Source organism: Inquilinus sp. NPDC058860, from assembly GCF_042743185.1.
Taxonomy (GTDB): Bacteria; Pseudomonadota; Alphaproteobacteria; order DSM-16000; family Inquilinaceae; genus Inquilinus.
In genome coordinates this window covers 59,773-85,760 of the sequence record NZ_JBHYMS010000004.1, presented here as the reverse complement: position 1 = coordinate 85,760, position 25,988 = coordinate 59,773, and the positions used below count along the sequence as shown (strand labels likewise).

The following is a 25,988-nucleotide window of genomic DNA, read 5'->3' as shown; positions in this document are numbered from 1 at the left end:
CCACATACCGTTTCAGCGGCTTTCGGCGTGAAAATAAGTCGCGCCGATTGACATCAGTCTTGCCGTTTTCGGCGCGCCGGCAACCGCCTACACGACCGGGTAGGCGACATAGGCGAAGCGCCTGCTGTCGGGAGCCCAGCTGTTGACATTGATCGTGCCCTGGCCACCGAAAAATGCGATGAGGTCGCGCTGCTCACTGCCGTCCGGCCGCATGAGACGAAGGATCACGTCCTTGTTCGGCGGATGCCCGGTGGTGCCGGCCGGATAGCTGATGAAAACGACGGACCGGCCATCCGGCGAGACATGCGGGAACCAGTTGACGCGGTCGTCGAAGGTGAGCTGTTCGATGCCGCTGCCGTCCGGCCGCATGCGGAAGCATTGGGCGTGGCCCGGAATCGTCGCCGCGCGCTCGGCGTTGAAGTAGATCCACTGCCCGTCCGGCGAGTATTCCGGGCCGTCATTCGGATAGCTCACATCCGTGAGCCGGGTGTCGGGACCGCCTGACGCGGGAATCGTGAAGATATTGATCCGCCTGGCGCCGGCCGGACCTTCGACCGCGACATAGGACAGCGTGAGCCCGTCCGGCGAGATGCCGTGCAGATAATAGTGATGCGGCGTCTCGTGCTCGTTCGAGACCCGCCGCGGCTGACCGCCCGAGAGCGCGACGGCATAGATGTGGCCGTCATTGTTGCTCATGTAGATGGTTTTCCCGTCAGGCGAGAGGACGTGATCGTTGTTGAGATCACGGATCGCGCCGGTATCGATCTTCTCGGGCGCGGTCGCGCCGTCCGCATCGATCCGCCACATCTCGCCGCCGGCATTGAAGACGAGCCATTTCCCGTCGGGCGTCCAATTGGGCGCCTCGATGATCTCGTCCGCCTCGAGCACGATTTGGGGCTGCCCCTTCTCGACGTCGATCGTGATCAGCTGCGAGATCTGGCCGGGGAGCAGGCTGCGGCCGCGTCGCGTGAATACGGGTCCGGCTTTCATGGCTGTCTGTCTCTATGCTGGAAGAGGGGTCGGAGCCCTGGTTCGGCCGGCTATCGTGGCCTCACCAGGGCATGCGGCGCCTTCCCGGCGCTGACGTCCCGTATCGCCTCGTACTGGATGCAGTCCGGTGCCATTTCCATGATCTCGATCCGGTTGCCGTCCGGGTCGGTGATCCACATGCCGCGATTGCGGTCGGCGCCGCGCCTGGTTGGATCGAGCGGCGCGACGAGTGGGATGCCTGCCGAGGCGAGATGCGCGGCGGTCGCCTCGATGTCCTCCGTCGTCAGGCAGAGGTGATGGACGCCGGTGTGCTCCGGACCGGGGACCTTGCTGCCGTCGCCGCCGGGAAAGAGCTCGAGATAGAGCCCGTCCGAGATCTTCAGATAGGCGATCCACGGCTCGCCGTTCGTCTCCGTGAGGCGCAGGAACTCTGGGAATCCGAGCCTCCTGTAGAAGTCGAGCGATATCTGAAGGTCGTTCACCTTGAAGGCCAGATGGCCGAAGCCGTTGAAGGCAGGCACGTGCAGTTCTCCGATGTGGGTCGCTTCCGACCGCGTTTCGCTGTCGATCGCCGCGCCGGTTGGCGGGCCAAAAGCGGTCAGCCTCTTGCGCCGAGCTTGACGAGATAGTCGTAGGACCGCTGTGCGAGCACCCGCCAGTCGGCCGGCTCATCATGCTCGACGACGAGGTGATCGGCCGGCGTCTCGGAAAAGAGCGGCCACAGCGCCTTCCAGTCGACGACGCCGTCGCCCATCGCCGTCCAGCCGCCCTCGGCCGTGGTGCCGGCCGGCGCGGTGTCCTTGACCTGGATGGCGTAGAGGCGGTCCTTCCAGTGCCTCAGTTCCGTCACCGGATCGCCGCCGCCGCGCACCACCCAGGCGAAGTCGATCTCGTAGCCGACCTCGCTGCCGGCGCCCTCGAAGAGGAGATCGATCGGCCGCGATCCGTCGGGCAGCAGCCGGTACTCGAAATCGTGATTGTGCCAAGCAAGCTTCAGGCCTTCGGCGGCGACGATCTCGCGCACGCGGCCGAGCTCGCGCCCGACGGCGCGCCAGCCATCGGCCGTGGTCGGCCGGTCCTGCGGCTCCAGATAGGGCGGGATCAGCAGCCAGGCGCCGATGGTTTTCGCGATGTCGATGAAGCGCCGGGGATCGGCGACGAGCCCCTTGAACGGCAGGTGAAAGCCGTAGCAGGCGAGTCCGGCAGCGTCGATCTTGCGGCGGAACTCCACGGCACTCGCCTCATAGGCGGGCAGCCAGGGCTCGACAGCGTCATAGCCGATCGCGGCGAGGCCTTCGAGCTGGCGCTCGAGCGGCGGGAAGTTGCGTGCGGAATAGAGCTGGAACGAGATCTTGTAAGGCATGTCCGATCCCATCGGAATGGTGAAGGATGAACCGTTCAGGCGGGGCGTCCGAGCAGCTCGCGAAGGGCGGTCGTGATCAGCCGGTGATCCTCGACGTCGGGCAGGCCGCTGACGCCGGCCGTTCCGATCAGCGTTCCCGATGCCAGCATCAGGGGAACGCCGCCGCCGCTCGCCGCGAAGAGAGGCTCGGGAAGGCGGAAGCGGCGGTTGAAGTCGTAGCCCCCCCTCCTCCGCCTCGATCCGCATGGCCAGCGACGCGCGGTGGAAGCGCTGCGCGACCGCGCGCTTGCGCGCCGCCCAGTCGGAATTGTCCGGCGTCGCCCCGGGCAGCAAGGTCGAGAAGACGAGATCGCCGCCATGGGCGACCTCGATCGCGACCGGGGCGCGGCCGGCGGAGGCCTTGGCGCGGATCAGCGAGCCGAGGGCCCAGGCGAAGTCGTAGTCGAAGCTGTCGAGCCGCAGGGCTTCCTGTTCCGCCGCCAGCTCGTCGAGCGAAGAACTCATCGTCGTCTCCCTTACAGCGGCTGGACGCGGATGTTTCGCCAGCGGCAGGCGGCGCTCGGCGCCCAACGCTCCTCGCCCATGCGCGGATCGTTGTCATGCACCTCGAAGGCGATATGACCGGCATTGCCGAGCTTCTTCAGCACGGCCGCACCGTCGAAATCGGGATGGGTCATGGTGGCGGTGTCGATCTCGGAAACGAGCAGGTCGTTGATCCACACGGTGATCCTGGGCAGCGCGCCGACCATGCGGATACGAAAGACGTTCCAGCCGTCCCATCTCCAGGCCTTCAGGAAATCCTCGCCGCTCGCCTTCCGCGACAAGAGCGCCGGCTTCCAATCGGCGATCGGCTCGATCGTCGTGGCAGGGTCCTCGAGTTTCAGCCCCACTGGCTTCCCCGCCGCATCGCGCTCGACGTCGACATTGAAATTGATGGCATGGAACCGGCCGATGCCGTTGCCGTAGAAGCCGCCGATATTGCCGGACTTGCGATGGTCGACGAGCACCTGATAGCCGGTCGAGCCGTCCGCCGTGGCGCGCAGCATGATGCCGGTATCGGCCGGCCAGTCCGGCCGCGCCTCGAGCATGAGCTCGAAATCGCCGAACGAGGCTTCGCTGACGAGATAGGCGCCGAGCCCGCTGCCCGGCGGATCCTGCCGACCGCAGATCGCGCCGTCCTCGACGGTCCAGCGTCCGAGATGGGAGAGCGCCTTTCGATAGGCAGGCGTGTCGCTCGGAACGGGCGGATCGTCGGCCCTGACCGGCGTCGGCAGGCGCGGAGCGGCGCGCCAGCCGGCGAGCGTCCGTCCGTCGAAGAGCGTGATGGGGTCCGGCATGGCGATAGTCCCGTCCCTGTTCGAGGTCTCAGGGAGCCCGGCGCGGCCGCGCCGCGGCCCGGTCGACGCCGGCGCGCTCATAGATGCGGTCGAGCGCGGCCATGTTGCCGATCGCATCGTCGCCGCCGGTCGGAAGGGCGTCGCCGCCGTCGACGGCCTTCACGAAAGCGTCGAGCTGGTGGTCGTAGGTCGCGGTTCCGGCGACGGTGTAGACGCGGTGCACGCCATCCAGCCACTCGCGGAAGGAGTGGCCGTTGTGCGGCAGGCAGGGGTTGTCCAGCTCGACGATGCCGTTCTCGGCCTCGATCCTGAGCAGGCCGCGGAACGGCCCGGCCTGGATGTCGGCAAGGAGCCGTGCGGGCACGTCGTCCGGAAATCGAAGGTCGGCTTCGATCCGCGTATCCGAGCCGAGATCACAAAGCCGGGCCGACGCGGAGACGATCTCCGGCTCGGTTCCCATGAAGCTGCGCAGCCAGTGCAGCGGGTAGCAGCCGAGGTCCATCATCGCACCGCCGCCCTGCGATGGATCGTAGCGGATGTTCGCCGGGTCATAGGGGATGTCGACACGGAACTCGGCCACGAGCGAGCGGATCGTGCCGAGCTTCGGCTTCAGAGCGAGCAGATGGGCGAAGGCAGGATGGTAGCGGTCGTGGAACGCCTCGGCGAGCACGCGGCCGCCCGCCCTCGCCGCGGCCACCATGTCGCGCGCCTCCGCCGCGGTGACGGCGATCGGCTTCTCGCACAAGACATGCTTGCCGGCCTGCAGCGCCCTGATCGACCATTCGGCATGGCCCGTCGGCGGCAGGGCGTTGTAGACGATGTCGATCGAGGGATCGGCCAGCAGGGCGTCGTAGCCGGCGAATGCGCGCGGGATGCCGTTGGCGGCGGCGTAGGCGGATGCCTTGTCGGCGTCGCGGGATGCCACGGCACCAATCGCGACGTCGCGCCGGCGTCGCGCCGGATCGATGATGGCGCGGGGCGCGATCCCGGCCGCCCCGAGGATACCGATGGAGTGCATGGAAGCTCCGATCTCCTTGCGGCGGGTCAGCTTTTCCTGCCGAAAGTCTCGAGCAGCTCGATCATCACGCCGAGCTGCGGCGCCGTATCGAGATAGGTGTACATGCCGCTGCCATCGACGAAGAGGCCCTGCTGAAGGGTGGCGATCCCTTCCTGCGCAAGGCGAGCTTCGGTCGCCTTCGTATCGGCGACGCGGAAGGCGATGTGGTGCACACCCTCGCCGTTCCTGTCGAGGAAGTCGCGCCAGACGCTGGGCTTCTGGTCCGGCTCGATCAATTCCACCACGAGCTGGCCGGTCTGGAAGAAGGCGAGCTTGGCGGTCGCCTCCGAGGGCTCGCCGGCCACCGTGGTCCGCGCCGTCTCGAAGCCGGGCGTCTGGATGATCTCGGGCATGGGAAAGCCGAAGGCGTCGGCGTATTTCCGCGCCGTCGCGACGACGTCATGCACGACGAAGCCGACCTGGCAGAGCATTTCCGGTTGAAGCACGGGCGCGCTCATCAGCGGACCTCCCCATCGGGGTCGAAGGATTCGAGCAGCTCGAAGGTCGTTCCGAGCGCCTTGGCGGTGTCGAGATAGGTGTACATGCCGGTATGACCGCCATTCGGCAGGCGGCCGGTGTAGAAACCCTGCTGCGAGACGGGGTAGCCGTGGCGGGCGAACTCGCGCGCGACGCCCTGGCTGTCGGTCACGCGGAAGGCGACGTGATGGACGCTCGGACCGTGCTCGTCGAGCCAGTCCTGCCAGACGCTCTTCGGACCCAGCGGCTGCAGCAGCTCGAAGCCGACATTGCCGAAATGCCAGTGATAGATGCGCGCGCGGGCCTCGGTCGGCTCGCCGTGATAGGTCGCCTCGGTCTCCGAATAGCCGTCGCTGACGTGGACCTCCGGGATCGGAATGCCGAGCAGCTCCGAATAACGCTTCGCATATTTGTCGGCATCGTCGACAACGAGGCAGACCTGCACGAGCACGCGCTCGCCCAGTCCTTGGATCGGCTCCATCGAACTCTTTCCTTGTCCAGCGTGTCGGGGTCAGGGGTGATGGTTGAAGAGGTTGCCCTCGTTGGGCACATGGCGGACGATCTCGTCGCTGATCGCCGTCATCCGCTCGAAGACGGATGACGGGATCGCACCGGAAAGCGCCGCCGCATTCGCCTCGGACTGGGCGCGGGTGCGCGCGCCGACCACGACCGAGGTGATGCCGGGCCGAGCCAGGTTCCAGCGGATCGCCAGGTGCATCAGCGGCCTATCGAGCTCGGCCGCGATCGCCTTCAGCCTCTCGACGCCGGCATGGACATGCGGCCAGATATCGGCGCGGAAGGGCAGGATCCGGTGGCGCTGGTCGCCGGGCGCGAGATCGGGCTTGCGGCCGAACTTGCCGGTCAGGATGCCGTGCGCGAGCGAGCTGTAGGTGACGACGGCGATGCCGTGCGCGACGCAGAAGGGGATCAGGTCGTCCTCGGCATAGCGCCAGAGGAGGTTGTAGCCGAGCTGGTGGGCGTCGATGCGCCCCACCTCCTGCACCTGCCGCATCTGCTCGACCGAGAAATTGCTGACGCCGGCGGCGCGGATCTTGCCGGCCCGGCGCGCCGCCTCCAGCGCCTCCATGCGCGGCCGCATGTCGGCGCCGCTTTTCGGCCAGTGGATGTAGTAGAGGTCGATATAGTCGGTCTTCAGCCGGCGGAGGCTGGCGTCGATCTCCGCCGCCATGGCCGCTGCCGTCGCCTCGGCCGGATTGGCCTTGGACGCAAGGAAGATCTCGCTGCGCCGCCCCGCGATGAAGGCGCCGTAGATCTCTTCCGAATGGCCGTTGCCGTAGCCGCCGGCCGTGTCGAAGTGACGGACCCCGCTCTCATAGGCCGCGTCGATGGCTCCCCTGAGGCGCACATCCTCCTCGCCGGGGGCGGAGTAGGCGATGAACCAGGAGCCGCCGAAGGCGAGCGGGAGCTGCGGCGGGAAGGTCCCGATCGTGACCGGGCGGATCGACGGGTCGATGCCGGCGGATGCTGTGTCTGTCATGGGAGATCTTGCCTTTGCTCGGATCGGCGAGCCGCTCATCCCTTCAGGGCCCCGGCGGTCAGCCCCTGGACGAACTGCTTCTGCAGGATCAGGTAGACGGTCACGATCGGAACGAGCGCCAGCATCAGTCCGGAGGAGAGCGCGGTGTAATCGGTCGAGTAGCGGCCGACCGCCTGGAAGAGCGCCGCCTGGATGGTCTTGGAATCGGGGCTGGAGATGAAGGTGTTCGAGAACATGAACTCGTTCCACGTGCCCATCGACTGGATGATGACCACGGTGGCGATGCCGGACTTGGCGAGCGGCAGATAGACGTAGCGGAACACGCCGAACTCCGTGCAGCCGTCGATCCGGCCGGCATCGCCGAGCTCCTGCGGTAGGCTCAGGAAGAAGGAGCGCATCAGGAAGATCGCGAAGGCGACCGAGCCGCCGAGATAGGAGAGCGACAGGCCGGTCAGCGTGTTGAGCAGGCCGATGCCCTTCAGGAACTGGAACATCGGAATGAGGATCGCCTGGCCAGGGATCATCATGGCGCCGATGAACATGTAGAAGAGCAAGTCGCGGCCGCGGAAGTGGAACCGGGCGAAGACATAGCCGGCCAGCGTCGCGACGAAGACCACGATCACCACCGTGAGCGTCGTCACGTAGAGCGAGTTGACCAGATGCCGCGGCAGGTCGATGGCGTTCCAGACGCGCACGAAATTGCCGAAGTCGAGCCGCGCGGGCAGGAACGAGCCGAACACCTCGCGCTGGTTCTTGACCGATGTCAGGATCATCCAGACGAGCGGGAAGGCCTGAACCACGGCGATGGCGACCAGCGTCACGTAGATCAGCGTCCGGCCGAACACCATCCGCAGCCGCGCCCTGGGGAAGGCGATGGACCTGGCGGGCGCGTGATAGTGAGAGATCGCGTTCACGGGGGCTGCCTCCGGCGGTCAGTATTCGATTTCCCGGCGCTTCCCGAGACGGATCTGCAGGATGCTCAGGAGGAAGCTCAGCACGAGGATGACGATGGCGATGGCGGTGGCGTAGCCCAGCTGCGGGTTGGAGCTGCCCATGGCGCCGAAAGAGGTGCTGTAGAGGTAGGTGCCGAGCGTGTCGCTGGCGTGATTGGGACCGCCGGCCGTCATGACCCAGATCTGGTCGAACACCTTGATGCCGTGGATGGTGTTCAGCACGATCACCAGCACGATGACCGGGCGCAGCATCGGCACGGTGACATGCCACAGCCGCTGCAGCGCGTTGGCATTGTCGATCTTGGCCGCTTCGTAGAGCTCCCTCGGGATGTTCTGCATGGCCGCGTAGTAGATGACCAGGTAGAAGCCGAGCGACTGCCAGACCGATACTGCGATGATGCTCGGCATGACGGTGCGGCGATCGGCCAGCCACAGCTGGGTGAAGCTGCCGAGGCCGATGGAGCGCAGGAATTCGTTCAGGATGCCGAAATTCGGCTCGTAGATCATCGCCCAGAGCAGGCCGCTGATCGCGAGCGAGATGATGACGGGCATGAAATAGAGCGTGCGGAAGATCGTGCCGCCGAGAATTCTGGAGTTGAGCATGTTCGCCACGAGAAGCGGGATCACGCTCTGCAGGATGACGGTCGCGATCGTGAAATAGGCGGTGTTGCCGAGCGCGAGCAGGAACAGGCGATCGCCGAACAGCGCGCGGTAGTTCCTGAGGCCGACCCAGGACGGGGCGGACATGCCGTTCCAGGACTGAAAGCTGAGAATGATGGAATTCACCATCGGCACCGCCATGAACACCAGCAGGACGATGGCAGCGGGCGACAGGAAGGCGATGATCGGCCAGTTCCGCCGGAAGGCACCCGCCGTTCCGATGGCAGGCGTGAATGTCTGCGTCATGGTGTGGCTCCCTATGCGCCGACAGGGTTCGACCGCCCCTCACGCGCCAGTGCGAGGACCTGGCGCGGCAGGCCCTATTGCGCCTTGGCCCGTGTGGCGAGCACGTCGGACTGGATCTGCTTGGCTCCGGCCGCCGGCTCGACCGAGCCGTCGAGAATGCCCTGGCAGACATTCGAGACCGCATCCCAGCTTCCGGCACCGAACAGGATGTGGTCGGCGCCATCCGTATCCATCCAGGGCACCATTTCCTGGACCTTCGGATTCTTGACCTGGTCGAGGGCGCTCGGCATCGACGGGAAGCCGCCGAGGCCGGCGATGTGGTCGTCGTAGATCTCGGGCGAGAACATGTATTTGACGAATTCGAGGGTCAGATCCCTGTTCGGGCTCTTGGCGTTGATGACCAAGCCCTCGCCGCTGCCGTCACCGGTGTAGTGCACGCCGTCCGCCGTGACGGCCGGAACCTTGTGGACCGAATAGTTGTCGAGCCAGTCCTGAGTCGCCTCGGCGTCGAAGACGGCAGGCGCCCACGAGCCCGTATAGAGCATCGCCGCCCTGCCCTGATAGGCGATCTGCCAGGCCGGTCGCTCGTCGATGCCGTTCACGCCCTCGAGGAAGACGCCGGCCTTGGCGAGATTCTGCAGCAAAGTGAGGGCGTCGACGACCGGCTTCGAATCCCAGGACAGGCCGGGCTTGGTGAGATCGTCCAGCGCATAGACGTCGCCGCCATATTGGGCGACCAGCGGCAGCAGGAAGTCCGGGCAGACATTGCGGGCCAGATTGCCGAAGGCGACCGGGGTCAGGCCGGCTTCGCGGATCTTCGGCGTCATCGCGATCAGCTCGTCCCAGGTGCTCGGCGGCGTGAGCCCGAGTTCCTTCATGATCCGGTCATTGACGAACAGGCCGAAGATCTGCGCCGTCCATGGCAGCGCATAGATTGCACCGTCATCGAATGTGAACTGGCGCAAAGGACCCGGATAGAACTGCTTCAGGAACGCCTGATCAACGGCTTCCTTGTAGTTGACGGCGAGGCCGGCCCGCCCAAGTTCCGCGGCCTTGACGTGCCCGTAGAAAAGGTCCGGCAGCGAATTGCCGGCCGTCATGGCGGCGAGCGTCGTCAGATACTGGTTGAACGGGACGAAATTCGTCTCGATCTTCACGCCGGGATGCTTCGCCTCGAAGCCCTGGGTGATCTTGTCCCACCAGGGCGTGCCGGCCACCTGCGTCGCCTCCCACGACATCACATGGATGACGGTATCCTCGGCATGGGCCAAGCCCACCGCCGCGACCGTCATGACGGCTGCAATCGTATGGATCAGCCTCATTTTTTGCGTTCCTCCCTCGTCTTCCTCGTTGGCCTGATCGCCCTGGGTCGGTGATCTTGCAGTTGCGCCATCGATCCGATGGACAAGGCAAATCAACACCGTTCCCAATCCATGCGGATCGGTCATCTTGACTTCAGAAGATCGTCACATCTGCCCTCGAGGGACAGTTCCTATGATCTAGCGCGCGAGCGGATCGATGCTCGTCCGGGACCAGGCTTTCGGATACTTCATTTGTGGCCTCCTCCCCAGGTTCGAAGCGGTGGCAGGCAAGTCCGACGGTTCGACCGCCGCAACGAGGTGCCAAGTCGAAAACTGCCCGATCCGCGTATTCGCGTCCGGGAACACGAAACAATCTCACAAGGAGCCGCCTGCTATCGGCGAAGCCCCTCGATTGTCTTCTCTATCGACTTGAAAAGCACCGGACCGCCATCCTCCACCCAGGGCCAAGGCGGCCATCATGGATGCCGGGCCTGGTCGGCTCGCATCTACGTCTCCTCCATGGAAATCGGATTCCCGAGAGGCTTTCTCATGACCGCGACATCCGTCGCAGTGGTGTAGTACCGTTAATACGTTGTAACGTTACTACGCAGGCTTGGCAAGGGTTTTGACGGGGATCTTCGGGGATCGTGCGGGACTGGCTTTGAGATCCGTTCCGTGCTCTTCCTAAGAGCCCGCCTTCGCGCGAGGGGTGCCGGGAGTTCCGAATGGCCAGAGAAAAAGCGAGACTGAAAGACATCGCCGCGAAGACCGGCTACGGGGTCAATACTGTGTCGCTCGCGCTGCGGGGCAGCACCCGGATTTCCGCTGCGGCTCGCGAGATCATCAGCCGGGTTGCGGAGGAGCTTGACTATGTCCCCAATCACTTCGCCAAGTCCCTGGTTTCCCTGAAGAGCAACACGGTCGGACTCATCCTCCATGATGTCACGAATCCGATCCTGACCAGCGCCGCGCAGAAGATCCAGCTCGCGCTCGCCGAGCGGGGCTACAGCGTCCTCTTCGCGACCTCGAACGGCAGTTTCGAGGAAGAGGTCCGTGCCATCGAGATGTTCCAGACGCGAATGGTGGACGGCATCCTGATCTATCCGCTTCTGCATTCGCGCCTCGATCATCTCCAGAAGCTGCGGCAGCGCAATTTCCCTATCGTGCTTCTGGTTGGTCTGCGTGAAGCCGGCGTCGACGCGGTCGGGATCGACGAATTTACCGGCGCATATGACGCGACGCGGCACCTGATCGATCGCGGACATCGCAGGATCGGGACGCTCATTCCTGAAGTCGGCACGCCACAGAAAAAGAGGGATGGCTATCTCGAGGCGCTCCGCGCGGCCGGAATCGAGATCGATCCGGCCCTGATCGGCTATGCCCCGCGTCACACGATCGAAAGCGGCATCGAGGCCATGGATGCCGTCATGAGCCTTGCCGACCGACCCACGGCTGTATTCGCAAGCAGCGATGTCCTTTCGCTCGGCGCTCTGCGCTGGGCGCGGATCAACAATCTCGCCGTACCGAAACAGATCGCGATCATCGGCTTCGACAATATCGATGCCGCGAGATTCGCCGCGACGCCGATCTCGACCATCGACAACGATGTCGGCGAGCTCGCCCGGCTGGCAGTGGCTCGGCTGCTGGAGCTTGTTGGTTCGGAAGGCCCGCTGCCGCCGCCCCGCAGCACGCTGCTGCACGGCCAACTCATCGTTCGCGAAAGCACGACGGGCGCGAAGGATCCCCCGTCTCTGCGCCGAGCTGATGTTCAACGAGCGCCCGGCACTACGGCCGTGCCGGACCGGATCTGCTCGTGATGCCGGGGGCCACGGGACACGCTCATCGCAACGCCGTCAATTTCCAGCAGGCGGCCGGTATGATCTCCCCGCGCAGGCTGTGGTCCTCTGGGTTCCTCGGCCTGCCCTGGGCTGATCCTCGACGGCGGCATTGATGCCCAGGCGCACACTGATCTGAGTGCATTCGCACTCAGCGGAGACTACGCCAGCCCCTCCGTGGACGATTCGACCCTGATCGAGGGCGGCGGGCCGAAGGTCAATAGCCGGACCGAACCGAGCTCGGGAAAGCCGAGGTCGCAGAGGCCGAAGGCGAGGTCGGGGTCGGCCGGGTCGAGCTCGGTGAGGAGCCAGGTGGCGCCGGCGTCCGGGGTGAAGAGCTTGACGACGGGATACGGGTCGATCGCCTCGCCGGCCGCAGTGCGGGCGCCGTTGGCGAGGAGTTCGGCACGCTGCGCGTCGGTGATGAGGGGATGGGACATGGTTGCCTCCGTTGCGATCGCCCTCCGATCGAGGGCGAGGAGGCGAAGGGCCGGCGCCAACAGGCCGCGGCGTCAGGCCCAACACGGTCCGGTGCGGGCCGGGCTTGACGCCGCGGCGGCACCGGCCAGCGTCGGAGGCCCGAGATGGGGCGATCACAGCGGTGGCAAGCGGACAGGTCAACTCTAGCGACGGCTCGCAGTGCGGCCGCCGCCCGAGTCGCTCTCGATCGCGGATTGCTCAGGCGTGGGATCAGCGACCCACCTCAGCAGGTCACCATGAGAACCGTGTTGACCAGGACCGAAAGGTGCTGGGCAGCCTCAGATCCGCGATCTCTAAATCTCTGATTGTCCTGGAAGAAACTGGAGCGGGCGAAGGGATTCGAACCCTCGACCCCAACCTTGGCAAGGTTGTGCTCTACCCCTGAGCTACGCCCGCTCTGGCGTCGTCGGCGCCGCAGCGCCCGTCGAGGTGGCGGGTTATATCCGATGCCGCGGGATTTGCAAGCATCTAAATGCGGAAATTTTTCGCGCCCCGCCGGGTGCGGCCGGACGCCGGCCGGGGCGGGCTTGGAAGCAGGGCCGCAGGCTCGTATAACACCGGGCCATGACCGCGCCCGACAGCACCGCCCCCGAATCGTCCCCGCCCGCCGCCGCAGCCCGCCCCTGCGCGACCCCCGCCGACCTGTTCGCGCGGCTGCGCTCGCTCGCCGTCCCGGTCACGACGCATGAGCACGAGGCCGTGTTCACGGTCGAGGAATCGCGCCACCTGCGCGGCCTCCTGCCCGGCTGGCACTCCAAGAACCTGTTCCTGCGCAACAAGAAGGGCCAGGCCTGGCTCGTCGTGTGCGAGGAGGAGCGCCGCGTCGACCTGAAGGCGCTGGGCGAGTTGCTCGGCTCCGGCCGGCTGTCCTTCGGCTCGCCCGACCGGCTGATGGAGGCGCTGGGCGTCACCCCCGGCTCGGTCACGCCCTTCGCCATCATCAACGACGACGCCCGGCGGGTGACGGTGGTGCTGGACGCCGACATGATGCGGCACGGCACCCTGCACTTCCACCCGCTGGTCAACACCATGACCACGGCGATCGAGCCGGCCGGCCTCCTGGCCTTCATTGCCAGCTGCGGCCACGAACCCCATATCGTCGATCTCGACTCTGTCACCCTCCCGGCCGAGGCCGCGCCTGCGGGCGGCTGACGCCGCCGCTTGCCGCCGCCGGCCTTCGGCACAGATCAATACCAGACCTGGGACAACGCCATGGATGCCCTTCTCAATGCCGCTTCCGGCGGCGCCGTACCGGTGATCAAGGACAGCAACACCGCCGGCTTCCGAGCCGACGTGATCGAGGCCTCGATGGAGGTGCCGGTCATCGTCGACTTCTGGGCCACCTGGTGCGGCCCGTGCAAGACGCTGGGGCCGCTGCTGGAGAAGCAGGTCCAGGCCGCCCAGGGCAAGGTCCGGCTGGTCAAGGTCGACATCGACCAGAACCAGGCCCTGGCGGCGCAGCTGCGCATCCAGTCGGTGCCGACCGTCTACGCCTTCTACCAGGGCCGCCCGGTCGACGGCTTCATGGGCGCGGTGCCGGAGAGCCAGGTCAAGAGCTTCATCGACAAGCTGGTGCAGCTGGCCGGACATGATTCCCACGACCATGTCGACGAGCTGCTGGCCGAGGCCAAGAGCGTGCTCGACAGCGGCAACATCGAGGAGGCGGCCGGCATCTACCAGCATGTCCTGGCGCACGCCCCGGACAGCGCGGCGGCCGCGGCCGGCTTGGCCCGCTGCCTGATTGCGCTGGGCGAGATCGAGCAGGCCAAGCAGTTCCTGGAGAGCCTGACGCCGGAGATGGCGCGCCACGCCGACATCGCCGCGGCGAAGAGCGCGCTGGAGCTGGCCGAGCAGAGCGCCGTCGCCATCGCCGGCCTGGCCGGGCTGCGCCAGCGGCTGGAGGCCAACCCGAACGACCACGAGGCGCGCTACGAGCTGTCGACCGCCCTCTACGGCGCCGGCCAGCAGGACGCGGCGATGGACGAGCTCCTGGAGCTGTTCCGCCGCGACCGCGAATGGAACGACCAGGCGGCGCGCAAGCAGCTGGTCAAGCTGTTCGAGGCCCTGGGCCCGACCGACCCCCTGACCCTGTCCGGCCGGCGTCGGTTGTCCTCGCTCCTGTTTTCATGATCCGGTTGCGGACATGAAGAGGGGGCCGCGCGCGCCCGCCTTCCAGGACCTCGGCACCGACCTGCCGGTCTTCCCCCTGCCCGGGGTCCTGCTGCTGCCGCGCGGCCTCCTGCCCCTCAACATTTTCGAGCCGCGCTATCTCGCCATGGTCGAGGACGCGCTGGCCGGCGGCCGGATGATCGGCATGATCCAGCCCCGCCCCGGCCAGTGGGGCGCCGCCCCGCCGCCGCTCTACGCCGTCGGCTGCGCCGGCCGGATCACCAGCTTCGACGAGACCGATGACGGCCGCTACCTGATCACCCTGACCGGGCTGTGCCGGTTCCGGGTCGAGGAGGAGCTGGAGGAGCGGCGCGGCTACCGCCGGGTGCGGCCGGGCTGGACCGGCTTTTCCGCCGACATGGCCGAGCCCACCCCGGCCGAGATCGACCGCGCCGGCCTGAACCAGGCCCTGACCGACTATTTCCGCATCGCCGGCCTGTCCGCCGACTGGGAGGCGATCGGCCAGACCCCGGATGAGCGGCTGGTCACCTCGCTGGCCATGATCTGCCCGTTCGAGCCGCAGGAGAAGCAGGCGCTGCTGGAGGCGAAGGATCTCTGCGAGCGCACCCGAGTCATGCTATCGATCATCCGGATGGCGATCCATGGCGGCCATGCCGGCCGCGTGCGCCACTGACGGCCCCTGTTCCCGGACCCTTGCCCATGAGCGATACCTCCGAGCCCGGCAGCGCCGCCGGTTCCAGCAGCCCGGCCCCCAGCCCCACCGGGGTCGACCCGCGCCTGCTCGAGATGCTGGTCTGCCCGCTGACCAAGTCGCCGTTGCGCTATGACGCGAAGGCGCAGGAGCTGATCTCGGACCAGGCGCGGCTGGCCTATCCGATCCGCGACGGCATCCCGATCATGCTGATCGACGAGGCCCGGCCGCTCGACCCCGACGCGCGGCGCTGACCCATGAGCATGGGCAGCCCGCCCCTCACCGGCAGCGCCGCCCGGCCGGTCGAGATCCGGCTGAAGCGGGCCGAGCGCGTGCTGGAGCTGCGCTTCGACGACGGGCTGCACGTCACCCTGTCGGCCGAGCTGCTGCGGGTCGAGAGCCCCTCGGCCGAGGTGCAGGGCCACGGCCCGTCGCAGAAGACGATCGTGCCCGGCAAGCGCAACGTCGCGATCACGGCGGTCGAGCCGGTCGGCCATTACGCCGTACGGCTGGTGTTCGACGACGGCCACGACACCGGGATCTATTCCTGGACCTGGCTGCACGAGTTGGCGACCCGGCAGGACGAGCTGTGGCGCGCCTATCTCGCCGCGCTGGAGGAGCGCGGCCTGTCGCGTGACCGATAGGGCGGACGCCCTGCCCGCCGCGACCGCCGCCGCCCTGGCCGGGCTGCGGCGCTGGCTGGGCAATCAGGCGCTGATGGCCGGGCCGGTGCAGGACGTCGCCTGCGGCTTCGCCGACGGCCTGCTGGCAGCCGGCATCCCGCTGTGGCGGGCCTATCTCTCGGCCACCACCCTGCATCCGGAGATGGAGGCGTTCGGCCTGATCTGGACCCGCGACGGCGGCCGGGAGAGGGAGGAGTACGGCCACGGCTCCTGGGGCAGGATGGCGAGCCCCAGCCCGATCTACGAGGCGGTGCTGGCCGCGCGGGAGGCCGCCGCCGATCCCGCCGCCGCCCGGGCCGAGGACATCGTGCCGCTGACCCGCTACCGGCTGGAGCGGGGCGAGGGGGTGGACCGCTTCCCGATCCTGGCGGAGTTCCGCGACGCCGGCGCCACCGACTATCTCTGCTTCATCATTCCCTTCGGCTTCGACGGCACGCTGCACCCGCTGCGCACCGGCGCCTCGGTCACGCTGGCGACCGACCGGCCCGGCGGCTTCGCCGAGGCGGAGGTGCGGGCGCTCGACGACCTGATGCCGGTGTTCGGCGCCGCCATCCGCGCCGGCATCGATCTCGCCGCCTTCCGCACCGTGCTCGGCACCTATCTCGGGCGCGACGTCGGCCGGCGGGTGCTGGACGGCGAGATCCGCCGCGGCTCGGTCGAGACCATCTCGGCCGCGATCCTGGTCGGCGACCTGCGCGGCTTCACCGCCCTGGCCGACGCCCTGCCGCAGGGCCAGTTGGTCAGCATGCTGGACGATTATCTCGACGCGCTGGCGACGCCGGTCGAGGCCCGCGGCGGGCAGGTGCTGAAGTTCATGGGCGACGGCCTGTTGGCCACCTTCGCCTTCGCCGAGGACGACCCGGCCGAGACCTGCGGCCGGACGCTGGCGGCCGCCACCGAGGCGCTGGAGCGGATCGCCGCGATCAACCTCCGCCGCGCCGAAGCGGGCGCGCCGGTGATGTCGCTGGACGTGGCGCTGCATGCCGGCGACGTGCTGTACGGCAATGTCGGCTCGGGCCAGCGGCTGGACTTCACCATCATCGGCCCGGCGGTGAACGAGGCCGCCCGGCTGGAGCATCTGTGCGGCGCGCTGGGCGTGCCGATGGTGGTCAGCCGCCGCTTCGTCGAGACGCTGGCGGCGCCGCAGCTGTTCCGCTGCCTCGGCCTTCAGACCCTGCGCGGCGTGCGGGCCCCGGTCGAGGTGTTCACGCCGGCTTAGGCGCCAGGCTCCCACAACCGCGCCAGGTCGAAGCCGTGCACGTCGCGGCACAGGGCGACGAAGGCGGCGGCCTGGTGGTCGACCACCTGCCGCCCCTTCTCGGCCGTGGCGTTGCCGGCGTTGCCGACCGCGCCGCCGGGGTTCAGGTCCTGCGCCATCCAGCCGAACTGCGACACGCCATGCGCCCGCAGATGCGCGAACTCCTCGATGAACTGCAGCTGGGTCGACCGGAAATCCTCGGCCAGGTCCATCTTCACCAGGTCCGGGCGCAGATGCAGCATCACCGAGGTCTCCATGTCGCCGCCATGGATGCCGTACGCCGCCTCCTCCGCCGGGAACAGCCCGTCCGGGTTGCCGAAGCGCGACCAGGCCGAATGCACCGCCAGCATGCCGTGCCGGACCCTGAGCTCGCGCGCCACCACGTCGAGGATCGGCACGTTGCCGCCATGCGAGTTGATCAGGATCAGCTTGCGCACCCCCGCCCGCCGCACGCTCTCGCCGATCTCGATCAGGAGCTGCGTCAGCGTCTCCCAGGACAGGGTCAGGGTGCCGGGCGAGGCGATGTGCTCGTTCGACTTGCCGACCGCCTGGGTCGGCAGGAAGGTCACCGGCAGGTCGCCCGGCAGCAGCTCCAGCACCCGCCGCACCATGCCCTCGGCGATGCAGGTGTCGGTGTAGACCGGCAGATGCGGCCCGTGCTGCTCGATGGCGCAGACCGGCTGCACCGCGATCCAGCCCTCGGCTTCACCATCTCGGAAGTCGAGCGTCGTCATCTCGTGCCAATGGCGCTTCGGCAGCATGGGTATCCTCTCAGGCGGCGGGGCACGGGTAAAAAGGCGGATCCATCCCTTTGCTGTCATTGCCGGGCTTGACCCGGCAATCCAGGAGCCGTCGAGAGCTGCTTTGAAAGCCCCTGGATCCTCGGGTCAAGCCCGAGGATGACAAGTATAGGGGCATTCTCTCTATCCCACTGGCTCTGCCGGGCCGGCGGCGATCACCTCCACCTCGACCAGGAACTCCGGCCGGGAGAAGCCGGAGACGATCATCAGGGTCGAGGCCGGGGGCGGGTCGGCGACGACGCGGTCGCGCACCGCCATGTAGCCCGGGAGATGCTCCCGCCCGGTGACGAAGGCGTTGATCCGGATGATGTGCGACAGGTCCAGCCCCGCCGCCGCCAGGATCGCGCGGATGTTCTCGAAGCACAGCTCGGCCTGGCCTTCGACCGTGGCCGGCACCGCCTCGTCCGGGCCGATGCCGAGCTGGCCGGAACAGACCACCAGGCGGCTGCCCGCCGGCACCTCGACGGCATGGCTGTAGCGGGCGAAGGGCGGCCGGATTCCGGCGGGGGTGATGGGGCGCGACAAGGGGATTCGTCTCCCGCAAAAGGCAGGGAACCGTAGGACTGCGCACGCTCGGTGACAAGGTTGCCGGGTGCAAGAAAACTGGACTAGGCTGCCCATTCGTTGGGCACCGGAAGGATGGGCGTCGGCCGCGGCGCGCCGCCGTCCGGACGCCCGATGAGACGATCTCCCGCGGATCGCCGGCCGGCCGCGGCGCCTCTTTCAACCGGAGGCGGATGGCACGGCCGTTGCTTCCTGTCGTCTTTGGCGCTGCGGCATAAAAACGACAATGGGATCGGCTTCATGCAACTCTTCGGACGGGTCCTCGCTCTCGCCCTCGGCTTGACGGCGGGAATGGCAGCCGGCGCGGCCGCCGCGGCCGACAAGGTCAGCTTCGGCACCAACTGGCTGGCCCAGGCCGAGCACGGCGGCTACTACCAGGCGGTGGCGGACGGCACCTACGCCAAGTTCGGCCTGGATGTCACCATCGTCATGGGCGGGCCGCAGGCTGCCAACCGGGCGCGCCTCGTCGCCGGCCAGATCGACTTCTTCATGGGCGGCACGCTGGACGCCTTCGATTCGGTCAAGGAAGGGGTGCCGGTGATCAACGTCGCCGCCATCTTCCAGAAGGACCCGCAGGTGCTGATGGCCCATCCCGACCAGGGGATCGAGACCATCGCCGACCTGGCGAAGCTGGACACGCTGTTCCTGTCCGGCGAGGGCTACGACACCTATTTCCGCTGGCTGAAATCGGCCTATCCCGGCTTCCGGGACGAGCAGTACAAGCCCTACAGCTTCAACCCCGCCCCCTTCATCGCCGACCCGAAATCCGGCCAGCAGGGCTATCTGACGTCGGAGCCGCGGGACATCGAGAAGCAGGCCGGCTGGAAGCCCAAGGTCTTCCTGCTCGCCGACAACGGCTACGAGGCCTATGCCACCACCATCGCGGTGCAGCAGTCGCTGATCGACCAGAACCCGGATCTGGTGCAGCGCTTCGTCGATGCCTCGATCATCGGCTGGTACAGCTATCTCTACGGCGACAACAGCGCGGCCAACACCCTGATCAAGAAAGACAATCCGGAGATGACGGACGAGCAGCTGGCCTATGGGCGCGAGCAGCTGAAGGCCCAGCACATCGTCATCGCCGGCGAAGCCGAGACCCAGGGCATCGGCTGCATGAGCGCGGAGCGGTACCAGCGCTTCTACGACAGCATGGTCAAGGCCGGGGTGCTGGACGCCGGGCTGGAGGTGGGCAAGGCCTTCACCAACCGCTTCGTCTGCAAGGGGGTCGGCCTCGACCTCTACAAGAAACTGGCCGGCGGCTGAGGTGGATTCGGTCGCCTTGACCACGCCCGGGGACGGCGCTGCCGGGGTGCTGGTGTCGCTGGACGGGGTGTCGAAGCGCTTCGCCAGCGGCACCCTCGCCCTCTCCGCCCTGTCGCTCGACATCCGGGAGGGGGAGTTCGTCAGCCTGCTCGGTCCCTCCGGCTGCGGCAAGTCGACGGCGCTGCGGCTGATCGCGGGCCTCGGCGCGCCCTCGGCCGGCGCGATCCGCTGGCCGAATGGCGGCCGGGCCACCACCGACGGCGAGGTCGGCTTCGTGTTCCAGGAGCCGACGCTGATGCCCTGGGCCACGGTGTTCAAGAACGTTTGGCTGCCGCTGCGGCTGAAGGGCCTGTCGCGGGCGGCGGCGCGCGACCGGGTGATGGAGGCGCTGGCGATGGTCGGGCTGGACCGCTTCGCCGACGCCTATCCGCGCGAGCTGTCGGGCGGCATGAAGATGCGGGTGTCGATCGCCCGCGCCCTGGTCACCCGGCCGAAGCTGCTGCTGATGGACGAACCCTTCGCGGCGCTGGACGAGATCACCCGGATCAAGCTGAACGACGACCTGCTGCGGCTGTGGCAGGGGCAGAACTGGACCATCGTCTTCGTCACCCATTCGGTGTTCGAATCCGTCTACCTGTCGTCCCGGATCGTGGTGATGGCGGCGCGGCCGGGCCGGGTGATCGAGGAGGTGGCGGTCGACGCCCCCTATCCGCGCGGCAACGAATACCGGATGTCCACGCCCTACAACGAGCGCTGCCGCACCGTGTCGGACGCGCTGATGCGGGCGATCATGGTGGCGGCGGAGCAGCGATGAGCGAGATCGGGATCCAGACCGGCGAGGACGACGCCGCGATCGCCGAGGCCCGGCGGGCCGACCCCGGCCGCATCCGGGCCCTGGCGGCGCGGATCGCGGTGCCGGTGATCGCCTTCGGCGCCTTCGTCGCGCTGTGGCAATGGTACGTCACGGCCTATCAGGTGCCGCGCTACATCCTGCCGGCGCCGACCGAGGTGGCGGCGACGATGGTCGGCGACTGGCCGATCCTGTCCTCGGCCCTGGCGGTGACGCTGACCATCACCTTCGCCGCCCTGGCCGCGGCGCTGGTGGGGGGCGTGGCGCTGGCCATCCTGTTCATCCAGTCGCGCTGGCTGGAGCTGGCCTTCTACCCCTATGCCGTGGTGCTGCAGGTGACGCCGATCGTGGCGATCGCGCCCTTGATCATCATCTACGCGCCTTCGACCGAATCGGTGCTGCTGATCTGCGCCTTCATCGTCGCCTTCTTCCCGATCCTGTCGAACATGACCCAGGGGCTGAAGAGCACCGACCACAACCTCTTGAACCTGTTCGAGCTGTACGGCGCCTCGCGCTGGCAATCGCTGCTGCACCTCCGCATCCCGGCCGCCCTGCCCTACTTCGCCACCGGCCTCAGGATCGGCGGCGGGCTGGCGCTGATCGGATCGGTGGTGGCGGAGTTCGCGGCCGGATCGGCCGGGGCGCAGTCCGGCCTGGCCTTCCGCATCCTCGAGGCCGGACGGCGGCTGAACGTGCCGCGGCTGTTCGCGGCCCTGATCCTGATCACCCTGACCGGCCTGGCGATCTTCGCCCTGACCAGCCTGGTGTCGCACCTGCTGCTGCGGCGCTGGCACGAAAGCGCGATCCGGCGGGAGAACTGAGATGGGTTTCGCCCGCCTGCCGGACGCCCGGCGCTATCGCCTGGCCAACGCCACCGTGCCGGCCTGCCTGGCCGAGGGCGCGGATCTGGCGCCGGACCGCGAAGGCCTGGCCCTCGCCGACCTGATCATCGACGGCGGCACGCTCGCCGCGATCCGCCCGGCCGGCAGCCCCGACGCCGAGGGCGCGGCGCTGCCGGCGCTGGACCTGGATCGCGGCATGATCTGGCCGGCCTTCGTCGAGGCGCACACCCATCTCGACAAGGGTCATATCTGGCCGCGCGCGCCGAACCCTGACGGCAGCTTCGACGGCGCGCTGTCCACCGTCCGGGCGGACACCGCGGCGCATTGGACGGCGGAAGACGTGCGGGCGCGGATGGCGTTCAGCCTGCGCTGCGCCTTCGTCCACGGCACCCGGCTGATCCGCACCCATATCGACAGCGGCCCGCCGCAGCACCGCATCTCCTGGCCGGTCTTCGCCGAGCTGCGCCAGGAATGGGCCGGGCGGATCGAGCTGCAGGGCTCGGCCCTCGTCGGCATCGACCGGGTGCTGGAGGACCCGACTTTCGACGACCTCAGCCGGACCGTGCGCGCCCATGGCGGCATCCTCGGTGCCGTCACCTATCCGGTGCCGGGCCTGGAGGCCGGGATCGACCGGATGTTTTCCCACGCCGCCAAACACGACCTCGACCTCGACTTCCACGCCGACGAGACCGGCGACCCGGCGGTGCGGTCGCTGGCGCTGATCGCCGAGGCCGCGATCCGGCACCGCTTCCGCGGCCGGGTGCTGGTCGGCCATTGCTGCTCCCTGGCCCGGCAGCCGGAGGACGTCATCGACCGCACGCTGGACTTGGTGGCCGAGGCCGGCCTGGCCGTCGTATCGCTGCCGATGTGCAACATGTACCTGCAGGACCGCCGCGCCGGGGTCACGCCGCGCTGGCGCGGGGTGACGCTGCTGCACGAGATGAAGGCCCGCGGCATCCCGGTGATGGTGTCGTCCGACAACACCCGCGACCCGTTCTACGCCTATGGCGATCTCGACGCGCTCGAGGTCTATGCCCAGGCGACGCGCATCCTGCATCTCGACCACCCGGTCGGCGACTGGCCGCGGGCGGTGACCGCGACCCCGGCCGAGGTGCTAGGCCGGCCCGATCTCGGCCGTCTGGCCGAAGGCGGCGGCGCCGACCTGGTGCTGCTGCGCGCCCGCAGCTGGACCGAGCTCTTGTCCCGCCCCCAGGCCGACCGGATCGTGGTCCGTGCCGGCCGCGCGATCGACACCACCCCGCCGGACTACCGCGAGCTGGACGCGCTGCTGGCGCCCGAAGGAGAGCAGGCATGACCGATCTCGCCGCGCTGAAGCGCGACCTGGAGGGCTTGAGGGTCACCGACGACCCGGTGCTGGTGAAGCAGAAGAGCCAGGATTTCTTCTGGTACTCGCCGGTGCTGAAGCGGCAGCTGGAGCACGTCACGGGCGACATCGTCGTCTCGCCGACCTCGGAGGCCGAGGTGGTGCAGGCGCTGCAGGCGGCCTATGCCCATGGCGTGCCGGTGACGCCGCGCGGCGCCGGCACCGGCAATTACGGCCAGGCCATGCCGCTGTCCGGCGGCATGGTGCTGAACCTGGCGCGGATGAACCGGGTCGCCGCGATCCGTCCCGGCGCGGTGGTGGCCGAGGCCGGCGCCGTGCTGGCCCAGATGGACGTGCAGACCCGGGCCAGGGTCGGGCAGGAGATGCGGCTGTTCCCGTCGACCTACCGGATGGCGACGATCGGCGGCTTCCTGGCCGGCGGCTCCGGCGGCGTCGGCTCGATCCGCTGGGGCGGCCTGCGCAACCTCGGCAACGTCATGCGCGTGCGGCTGGTGACGATGGAGGCGGAGCCGCGCATCCTCGACCTGACCGGCGAGGACCTGCTGAAGGCGCTGCACGCCTACGGCACCAACGGCATCATCACCGAGGTCGAGATCCCGCTGGCCGCGGCGCCGGACTGGGTCGACGTCATGGTCGGCTTCGACGACTGGATGGACGCGGTCCGCTTCAGCGAGGAGATCGGCCGGGCCGACGGGCTGCTGCTGAAGGAGATCGCACCAGTCGCGGCCCCGGTGCCCCATGACTACTTCCTCAAGCACCGCAAGTTCGTCCGCCCCGACCAGTCGGTCGTGCTGCTGATGGTGGCGGACTTCGCCATGGGCGGCTTCGAGGCCTTCATGAAACGGTCGAAGGGCGAGGTGCTGTTCCGCGCCGACACCGCGACCGACGAGGAGAAGAAGGGCCTGCCGCCGCTGTACGAGCTGACCTGGAACCACACCACCCTCAGGGCGATCAAGATCGACCCGACCATCACCTATCTGCAGGTGCTGTACCCCTTCCCCGACCATCTGCGGCTGGTCGAGGAGATGACGAAGATCTTTGGCGACGAGGTGCCGGGCCATCTCGAGATCATCCGCTTCGACGGCAACGTCACCTGCTCCGGCCTGCCGATCGTGCGCTTCACCAGCGAGAAACGGCTGGACGAGATCATCCGCATCCACGAGGACCATGGCTGCCTGATCTTCAACCCGCACCGCTACACGCTGGAGGAGGGCGGCATGAAGCGCACCGACGCGGTGCAGCTGGCCTTCAAGCGCGAGACCGATCCGCGCGGCCTCTTGAACCCCGGCAAGATGATCGGCTGGGACGATCCCGGCTACGACCTGAACTCCGGCCGCATCTACCTGTTCCCGGGGCTGCAGGCGACGGGGTGAGATGCGCGTCCTGGTGCTGTTCGCGCATCCGGTCGAGACCAGCTTCCACGCCGCGCTGCACCGGGCGATGGTCGAGGCGCTGCGCCGGGCCGGGCACGAGGTCGACGACTGCGACCTCTACGCCGAGGGCTTCGACCCGATCCTGACGCGGGAGGAGCGGCTGCAGTACCACGACCTGTCGGCCAACCGCCGGCCGGTGGAGTCCCATGTCGAGCGCCTGCTGCGGGCCGAGGCGCTGGTGATCATGGCGCCGGTGTGGAACTTCGGCTTCCCGGCGATCCTGAAGGGCTGGTTCGACCGGGTGATGCTGCCCGGCGTGTCCTTCGTGATGCGCGACGGCCGGGCCCATCCGAACCTGCAGCACATCCGGTCCCTGACCGCGGTCGTCTCCTATGGCGGCACGCGCTGGGCCTCGCTGCTGATGGGCGACCCGCCGCGCAAGCTGGTGCGGCGCTGGCTGCGCGGCCTGATCCGCCCCTGGGCGCCGGTGCGCTATCTCGCCCTCTACGGCATGAACCGCGCCACCGACGCCGACCGCGACGCCTTCCTGGCGAAGGTGGTCGGCACCGCCAAGAGGCTTTGATCATGGACGAGATCCGGACCGAACGGCTGCTGCTGCGCCCGACGCGCCTGTCCGACGCGGCCGGCCTCTTCGGCTTCCTCGGCGACGCCGAGGCGATGCGGCACACGCACCATCTCGCGACGCTCCGCGACTGCCGCCGCCACGTCGCCCGGCACGAGCGGCAGCGCCGCCGGATCGGCTGCGCGCCCTGGGCCGTGCTCGACAAGGCCCAGGGCCGCCTCGTCGGATACGGCGGAGTCTTCGAGGATCCGTTCGATCCCGACTGGGGGCTGGAGATCGGCTACTGGTTTGCCCCTTCCACCTGGGGCCGGGGCTACGCGACCGAACTGACCGAGGCCAGCCTGCACTTCGCCCGCGACCGCTTGGGCCTGCCGGAGATCCAGGCTTTCGCCAGGCCGGAGAACGCCGCATCGCGCCGGGTTCTGGAGAAGGCCGGTTTCGAGCATGCGGGCTTCGTCCCCGAGCTCGAGCGCTACCGCTATCTGCGCCATCTTGGCGCAGCATGAGGGCGGAGATGACCGAGGATCCCAGGATCCGGATCAGGCCGGCGCGGCCAGAGGATCTGCCGGCGATCGTGCGGATGCTGGCCGACGACGCGTTGAGGCGGGACCGCGACGCTTTCCTGGCGGGTGGTGGGACGGCGCGGTTCTGATAACGGCCGGCGCAACGCGAACTCCCCGGTCCAAGCTCCGTTTCAGCGACGCACGGCGCTGCTTCTCTTGGCTTTGGCCAAATCCAGGAAGCTGGCCTTGATCTTGGCGAACAGGCCGGGCGGAAGGAAACCGTAGCTGAAGACGTCCGGTCTGCCGGGCAGGGGCGACAGGCCGCCATTCGGCCATTCATCGATATTGTGTTCCGAGACGATCACCCAACTCGGCTCATCGCCGAGTCCCATCGCGTGCTTGACCTTTGCAGGGATCTCGATCCCGACGACTTCTCCAGCCGGCGGGCTATGGGTGATCGGCAGCAGCACGACGTAGCGCGGGCGGACAACATCATCGGTCGCTGCCAAGAGACAGGCCGGACGATCCTTGCCCTGGTCCCGGCCGGCCACCGCCTCATGCGCCCAGAGATAGTCGTAGCGCACGACGAGGCCCGGCTTTGGATCGGGAAGCAGCAAACCGCCGGCCCTACTTCAGCAGCTCGTCGAGCGCGCCATGCTCCGGATCCATCTCCGCCCGCTCCACGGCGTCGATCACTACGTCTGCGGCATCGGCTGTGCGGTGCGTGCGCTGCGCGGCGGCCTTGAGCCAGTCGTAATGGTCGGCCGACATCAGGACGAACTCGCGCCGCCCGTGACGGGTGATCTCCACCGGTTCGCGCTGCGCCTGGTGCTGGAACTCGCCGAATTTGCGCTGGAATTCGAGGGCGCCGACTGTGGGCATGGTGGACATCCGCCGACTGTGGAT

The 25,988-nt window shown here is 68.0% G+C and carries 31 protein-coding genes, 1 tRNA gene and 2 pseudogenes; 15 read left to right on the top strand and 19 right to left on the bottom strand.

Going from position 1 to position 25,988, the window contains the following annotated elements:
- Positions 1–87: 87 nt before the first annotated feature.
- The 13 genes and pseudogenes from ACFW16_RS04260 to ACFW16_RS04200 form a co-directional block, all read right to left on the bottom strand.
- Complete coding sequence (locus ACFW16_RS04260) at positions 88–990, bottom strand: TolB family protein (protein ID WP_380302188.1); 903 nt, start codon at positions 988–990, stop codon at positions 88–90.
- A 50-nt stretch (positions 991–1,040) separates the two neighbouring features.
- Positions 1,041–1,511: a VOC family protein gene (locus ACFW16_RS04255; RefSeq protein ID WP_380302186.1), complete on the bottom strand. Its 471-nt coding sequence runs from the start codon at positions 1,509–1,511 to the stop codon at positions 1,041–1,043.
- Between the two features lie 77 nt (positions 1,512–1,588).
- Complete coding sequence (locus ACFW16_RS04250; RefSeq protein WP_380302409.1) at positions 1,589–2,494, bottom strand: sugar phosphate isomerase/epimerase family protein; 906 nt, start codon at positions 2,492–2,494, stop codon at positions 1,589–1,591.
- Positions 2,389–2,712, bottom strand: a complete 324-nt coding sequence (locus tag ACFW16_RS04245) for a heme-binding protein (protein ID WP_380302407.1) — start codon at positions 2,710–2,712, stop codon at positions 2,389–2,391. The genes ACFW16_RS04250 and ACFW16_RS04245 overlap by 106 nt, the downstream gene beginning before the upstream one ends.
- Positions 2,633–2,857: pseudogene (locus ACFW16_RS04240) on the bottom strand (heme-binding protein); the annotation flags it as partial. The gene ACFW16_RS04245 and the pseudogene ACFW16_RS04240, both read right to left, overlap by 80 nt.
- 11 nt (positions 2,858–2,868) lie before the next feature.
- Complete coding sequence (locus ACFW16_RS04235; RefSeq protein ID WP_380302184.1) at positions 2,869–3,690, bottom strand: DUF1080 domain-containing protein; 822 nt, start codon at positions 3,688–3,690, stop codon at positions 2,869–2,871.
- Positions 3,691–3,718: 28 nt separating this feature from the next.
- A complete protein-coding gene (locus ACFW16_RS04230) occupies positions 3,719–4,708 on the bottom strand; it encodes a Gfo/Idh/MocA family protein (RefSeq protein WP_380302182.1) in 990 nt (329 codons plus the stop codon).
- A 26-nt stretch (positions 4,709–4,734) separates the two neighbouring features.
- Positions 4,735–5,205, bottom strand: coding sequence for a VOC family protein (locus ACFW16_RS04225; RefSeq protein ID WP_380302181.1), 471 nt, complete (start codon positions 5,203–5,205; stop codon positions 4,735–4,737).
- Positions 5,205–5,705, bottom strand: coding sequence for a VOC family protein (locus tag ACFW16_RS04220; protein ID WP_380302180.1), 501 nt, complete (start codon positions 5,703–5,705; stop codon positions 5,205–5,207). Before ACFW16_RS04220 ends, ACFW16_RS04225 begins: the two co-directional genes overlap by 1 nt.
- Positions 5,706–5,735: 30 nt before the next feature.
- Positions 5,736–6,722 carry an aldo/keto reductase gene (locus tag ACFW16_RS04215; RefSeq protein WP_380302178.1) on the bottom strand — a complete coding sequence of 329 codons (987 nt, stop codon included), beginning with the start codon at positions 6,720–6,722 and terminating at the stop codon, positions 5,736–5,738.
- 35 nt (positions 6,723–6,757) lie between these two features.
- Positions 6,758–7,636, bottom strand: coding sequence for a carbohydrate ABC transporter permease (locus ACFW16_RS04210; protein WP_380302176.1), 879 nt, complete (start codon positions 7,634–7,636; stop codon positions 6,758–6,760).
- Positions 7,637–7,654: 18 nt separating this feature from the next.
- Positions 7,655–8,581 carry a carbohydrate ABC transporter permease gene (locus ACFW16_RS04205; protein WP_380302174.1) on the bottom strand — a complete coding sequence of 309 codons (927 nt, stop codon included), beginning with the start codon at positions 8,579–8,581 and terminating at the stop codon, positions 7,655–7,657.
- A 74-nt stretch (positions 8,582–8,655) separates the two neighbouring features.
- Positions 8,656–10,029: an ABC transporter substrate-binding protein gene (locus tag ACFW16_RS04200; protein ID WP_380302172.1), complete on the bottom strand. Its 1,374-nt coding sequence runs from the start codon at positions 10,027–10,029 to the stop codon at positions 8,656–8,658.
- Between the two features lie 578 nt (positions 10,030–10,607).
- Between ACFW16_RS04200 and ACFW16_RS04195 the strand changes: the two genes are divergently transcribed.
- On the top strand, positions 10,608–11,699 hold the full coding sequence (locus ACFW16_RS04195; protein WP_380302170.1) for a LacI family DNA-binding transcriptional regulator: 1,092 nt from the start codon (positions 10,608–10,610) through the stop codon (positions 11,697–11,699).
- Positions 11,700–11,938: 239 nt separating this feature from the next.
- Here the strand turns inward: ACFW16_RS04195 and ACFW16_RS04190 are convergent.
- Positions 11,939–12,157 (bottom strand): annotated as a pseudogene (locus ACFW16_RS04190) (DUF2958 domain-containing protein); the annotation flags it as partial.
- A 361-nt stretch (positions 12,158–12,518) separates the two neighbouring features.
- A tRNA-Gly gene (locus ACFW16_RS04185) sits at positions 12,519–12,593 on the bottom strand.
- Between the two features lie 168 nt (positions 12,594–12,761).
- Here ACFW16_RS04185 and ACFW16_RS04180 point away from each other — a divergent pair.
- The 6 genes from ACFW16_RS04180 to ACFW16_RS04155 are packed head-to-tail and all read left to right on the top strand — an operon-like array spanning position 12,762 to position 16,920.
- Positions 12,762–13,349 carry a prolyl-tRNA synthetase associated domain-containing protein gene (locus tag ACFW16_RS04180; protein WP_380302168.1) on the top strand — a complete coding sequence of 196 codons (588 nt, stop codon included), beginning with the start codon at positions 12,762–12,764 and terminating at the stop codon, positions 13,347–13,349.
- A gap of 60 nt (positions 13,350–13,409) precedes the next feature.
- On the top strand, positions 13,410–14,327 hold the full coding sequence (trxA, locus tag ACFW16_RS04175) for a thioredoxin (RefSeq protein ID WP_380302166.1): 918 nt from the start codon (positions 13,410–13,412) through the stop codon (positions 14,325–14,327).
- A 13-nt stretch (positions 14,328–14,340) separates the two neighbouring features.
- Complete coding sequence (locus tag ACFW16_RS04170; protein ID WP_380302164.1) at positions 14,341–15,000, top strand: LON peptidase substrate-binding domain-containing protein; 660 nt, start codon at positions 14,341–14,343, stop codon at positions 14,998–15,000.
- A 26-nt stretch (positions 15,001–15,026) separates the two neighbouring features.
- Positions 15,027–15,272, top strand: coding sequence for a Trm112 family protein (locus tag ACFW16_RS04165; RefSeq protein WP_380302162.1), 246 nt, complete (start codon positions 15,027–15,029; stop codon positions 15,270–15,272).
- Between the two features lie 3 nt (positions 15,273–15,275).
- On the top strand, positions 15,276–15,662 hold the full coding sequence (locus tag ACFW16_RS04160; RefSeq protein WP_380302160.1) for a gamma-butyrobetaine hydroxylase-like domain-containing protein: 387 nt from the start codon (positions 15,276–15,278) through the stop codon (positions 15,660–15,662).
- Positions 15,652–16,920 carry an adenylate/guanylate cyclase domain-containing protein gene (locus tag ACFW16_RS04155; RefSeq protein WP_380302158.1) on the top strand — a complete coding sequence of 423 codons (1,269 nt, stop codon included), beginning with the start codon at positions 15,652–15,654 and terminating at the stop codon, positions 16,918–16,920. The genes ACFW16_RS04160 and ACFW16_RS04155 overlap by 11 nt, the downstream gene beginning before the upstream one ends.
- On the opposite strand, the gene ACFW16_RS04150 is transcribed toward ACFW16_RS04155, so the two are convergent.
- Positions 16,917–17,720: a creatininase family protein gene (locus ACFW16_RS04150; RefSeq protein WP_380302156.1), complete on the bottom strand. Its 804-nt coding sequence runs from the start codon at positions 17,718–17,720 to the stop codon at positions 16,917–16,919. The genes ACFW16_RS04155 and ACFW16_RS04150 overlap by 4 nt on opposite strands.
- A 162-nt stretch (positions 17,721–17,882) precedes the next feature.
- Entirely contained in the window at positions 17,883–18,284 is a 402-nt protein-coding gene (locus tag ACFW16_RS04145) for a RidA family protein (protein WP_380302154.1), read from the bottom strand.
- A gap of 279 nt (positions 18,285–18,563) precedes the next feature.
- Between ACFW16_RS04145 and ACFW16_RS04140 the strand changes: the two genes are divergently transcribed.
- Genes ACFW16_RS04140 through ACFW16_RS04105 form a run of 8 tightly spaced genes read left to right on the top strand, consistent with a single transcriptional unit; the run spans position 18,564 to position 25,231 of the window.
- Positions 18,564–19,586, top strand: coding sequence for an ABC transporter substrate-binding protein (locus ACFW16_RS04140; protein ID WP_380302152.1), 1,023 nt, complete (start codon positions 18,564–18,566; stop codon positions 19,584–19,586).
- 16 nt (positions 19,587–19,602) lie between these two features.
- Complete coding sequence (locus ACFW16_RS04135; RefSeq protein WP_380302150.1) at positions 19,603–20,400, top strand: ABC transporter ATP-binding protein; 798 nt, start codon at positions 19,603–19,605, stop codon at positions 20,398–20,400.
- Positions 20,397–21,257 (top strand): ABC transporter permease, encoded by an 861-nt coding sequence (locus ACFW16_RS04130; RefSeq protein WP_380302148.1) that lies wholly within the window; start codon positions 20,397–20,399, stop codon positions 21,255–21,257. The genes ACFW16_RS04135 and ACFW16_RS04130 overlap by 4 nt, the downstream gene beginning before the upstream one ends.
- Before the next feature lies 1 nt (position 21,258).
- Complete coding sequence (locus ACFW16_RS04125; protein ID WP_380302146.1) at positions 21,259–22,593, top strand: cytosine deaminase; 1,335 nt, start codon at positions 21,259–21,261, stop codon at positions 22,591–22,593.
- On the top strand, positions 22,590–23,996 hold the full coding sequence (locus ACFW16_RS04120; protein ID WP_380302144.1) for an FAD-binding oxidoreductase: 1,407 nt from the start codon (positions 22,590–22,592) through the stop codon (positions 23,994–23,996). Before ACFW16_RS04125 ends, ACFW16_RS04120 begins: the two co-directional genes overlap by 4 nt.
- Before the next feature lies 1 nt (position 23,997).
- Positions 23,998–24,579, top strand: a complete 582-nt coding sequence (locus ACFW16_RS04115; RefSeq protein ID WP_380302142.1) for an NAD(P)H-dependent oxidoreductase — start codon at positions 23,998–24,000, stop codon at positions 24,577–24,579.
- Between the two features lie 2 nt (positions 24,580–24,581).
- A complete protein-coding gene (locus ACFW16_RS04110) occupies positions 24,582–25,085 on the top strand; it encodes a GNAT family N-acetyltransferase (protein ID WP_380302140.1) in 504 nt (167 codons plus the stop codon).
- Positions 25,086–25,093: 8 nt separating this feature from the next.
- On the top strand, positions 25,094–25,231 hold the full coding sequence (locus ACFW16_RS04105) for a hypothetical protein (RefSeq protein ID WP_380302138.1): 138 nt from the start codon (positions 25,094–25,096) through the stop codon (positions 25,229–25,231).
- Positions 25,232–25,273: 42 nt separating this feature from the next.
- Here ACFW16_RS04105 and ACFW16_RS04100 read toward each other — a convergent pair whose 3' ends face one another.
- Positions 25,274–25,699 carry a hypothetical protein gene (locus ACFW16_RS04100; RefSeq protein ID WP_380302136.1) on the bottom strand — a complete coding sequence of 142 codons (426 nt, stop codon included), beginning with the start codon at positions 25,697–25,699 and terminating at the stop codon, positions 25,274–25,276.
- A gap of 10 nt (positions 25,700–25,709) precedes the next feature.
- Entirely contained in the window at positions 25,710–25,964 is a 255-nt protein-coding gene (locus tag ACFW16_RS04095; RefSeq protein WP_380302134.1) for a type II toxin-antitoxin system prevent-host-death family antitoxin, read from the bottom strand.
- Between the last annotated feature and the right edge of the window lie 24 nt (positions 25,965–25,988).

What these genes read in the sequence shown, in the direction of transcription:
- ACFW16_RS04200 (WP_380302172.1), bottom strand. Translation starts at nt 10,029, where the DNA reads ATGACCGATCCGCATGGATTGGGAACGGTGTTGATTTGCCTTGTCCAT.
- ACFW16_RS04260 (WP_380302188.1), bottom strand. Translation starts at nt 990, where the DNA reads ATGAAAGCCGGACCCGTATTCACGCGACGCGGCCGCAGCCTGCTCCCC.
- ACFW16_RS04235 (WP_380302184.1), bottom strand. Translation starts at nt 3,690, where the DNA reads ATGCCGGACCCCATCACGCTCTTCGACGGACGGACGCTCGCCGGCTGG.
- ACFW16_RS04120 (WP_380302144.1), top strand. Translation starts at nt 22,590, where the DNA reads ATGACCGATCTCGCCGCGCTGAAGCGCGACCTGGAGGGCTTGAGGGTC.
- ACFW16_RS04205 (WP_380302174.1), bottom strand. Translation starts at nt 8,581, where the DNA reads ATGACGCAGACATTCACGCCTGCCATCGGAACGGCGGGTGCCTTCCGG.
- ACFW16_RS04115 (WP_380302142.1), top strand. Translation starts at nt 23,998, where the DNA reads ATGCGCGTCCTGGTGCTGTTCGCGCATCCGGTCGAGACCAGCTTCCAC.
- ACFW16_RS04110 (WP_380302140.1), top strand. Translation starts at nt 24,582, where the DNA reads ATGGACGAGATCCGGACCGAACGGCTGCTGCTGCGCCCGACGCGCCTG.
- ACFW16_RS04245 (WP_380302407.1), bottom strand. Translation starts at nt 2,712, where the DNA reads ATGGCGGCGATCTCGTCTTCTCGACCTTGCTGCCCGGGGCGACGCCGG.
- ACFW16_RS04105 (WP_380302138.1), top strand. Translation starts at nt 25,094, where the DNA reads ATGACCGAGGATCCCAGGATCCGGATCAGGCCGGCGCGGCCAGAGGAT.
- ACFW16_RS04095 (WP_380302134.1), bottom strand. Translation starts at nt 25,964, where the DNA reads ATGCCCACAGTCGGCGCCCTCGAATTCCAGCGCAAATTCGGCGAGTTC.
- ACFW16_RS04230 (WP_380302182.1), bottom strand. Translation starts at nt 4,708, where the DNA reads ATGCACTCCATCGGTATCCTCGGGGCGGCCGGGATCGCGCCCCGCGCC.
- ACFW16_RS04195 (WP_380302170.1), top strand. Translation starts at nt 10,608, where the DNA reads ATGGCCAGAGAAAAAGCGAGACTGAAAGACATCGCCGCGAAGACCGGC.
- ACFW16_RS04215 (WP_380302178.1), bottom strand. Translation starts at nt 6,722, where the DNA reads ATGACAGACACAGCATCCGCCGGCATCGACCCGTCGATCCGCCCGGTC.
- ACFW16_RS04180 (WP_380302168.1), top strand. Translation starts at nt 12,762, where the DNA reads ATGACCGCGCCCGACAGCACCGCCCCCGAATCGTCCCCGCCCGCCGCC.
- ACFW16_RS04130 (WP_380302148.1), top strand. Translation starts at nt 20,397, where the DNA reads ATGAGCGAGATCGGGATCCAGACCGGCGAGGACGACGCCGCGATCGCC.
- trxA (WP_380302166.1), top strand. Translation starts at nt 13,410, where the DNA reads ATGGATGCCCTTCTCAATGCCGCTTCCGGCGGCGCCGTACCGGTGATC.
- ACFW16_RS04165 (WP_380302162.1), top strand. Translation starts at nt 15,027, where the DNA reads ATGAGCGATACCTCCGAGCCCGGCAGCGCCGCCGGTTCCAGCAGCCCG.
- ACFW16_RS04170 (WP_380302164.1), top strand. Translation starts at nt 14,341, where the DNA reads ATGAAGAGGGGGCCGCGCGCGCCCGCCTTCCAGGACCTCGGCACCGAC.
- ACFW16_RS04225 (WP_380302181.1), bottom strand. Translation starts at nt 5,205, where the DNA reads ATGAGCGCGCCCGTGCTTCAACCGGAAATGCTCTGCCAGGTCGGCTTC.
- ACFW16_RS04150 (WP_380302156.1), bottom strand. Translation starts at nt 17,720, where the DNA reads ATGCTGCCGAAGCGCCATTGGCACGAGATGACGACGCTCGACTTCCGA.
- ACFW16_RS04125 (WP_380302146.1), top strand. Translation starts at nt 21,259, where the DNA reads ATGGGTTTCGCCCGCCTGCCGGACGCCCGGCGCTATCGCCTGGCCAAC.
- ACFW16_RS04220 (WP_380302180.1), bottom strand. Translation starts at nt 5,705, where the DNA reads ATGGAGCCGATCCAAGGACTGGGCGAGCGCGTGCTCGTGCAGGTCTGC.
- ACFW16_RS04140 (WP_380302152.1), top strand. Translation starts at nt 18,564, where the DNA reads ATGCAACTCTTCGGACGGGTCCTCGCTCTCGCCCTCGGCTTGACGGCG.
- ACFW16_RS04160 (WP_380302160.1), top strand. Translation starts at nt 15,276, where the DNA reads ATGAGCATGGGCAGCCCGCCCCTCACCGGCAGCGCCGCCCGGCCGGTC.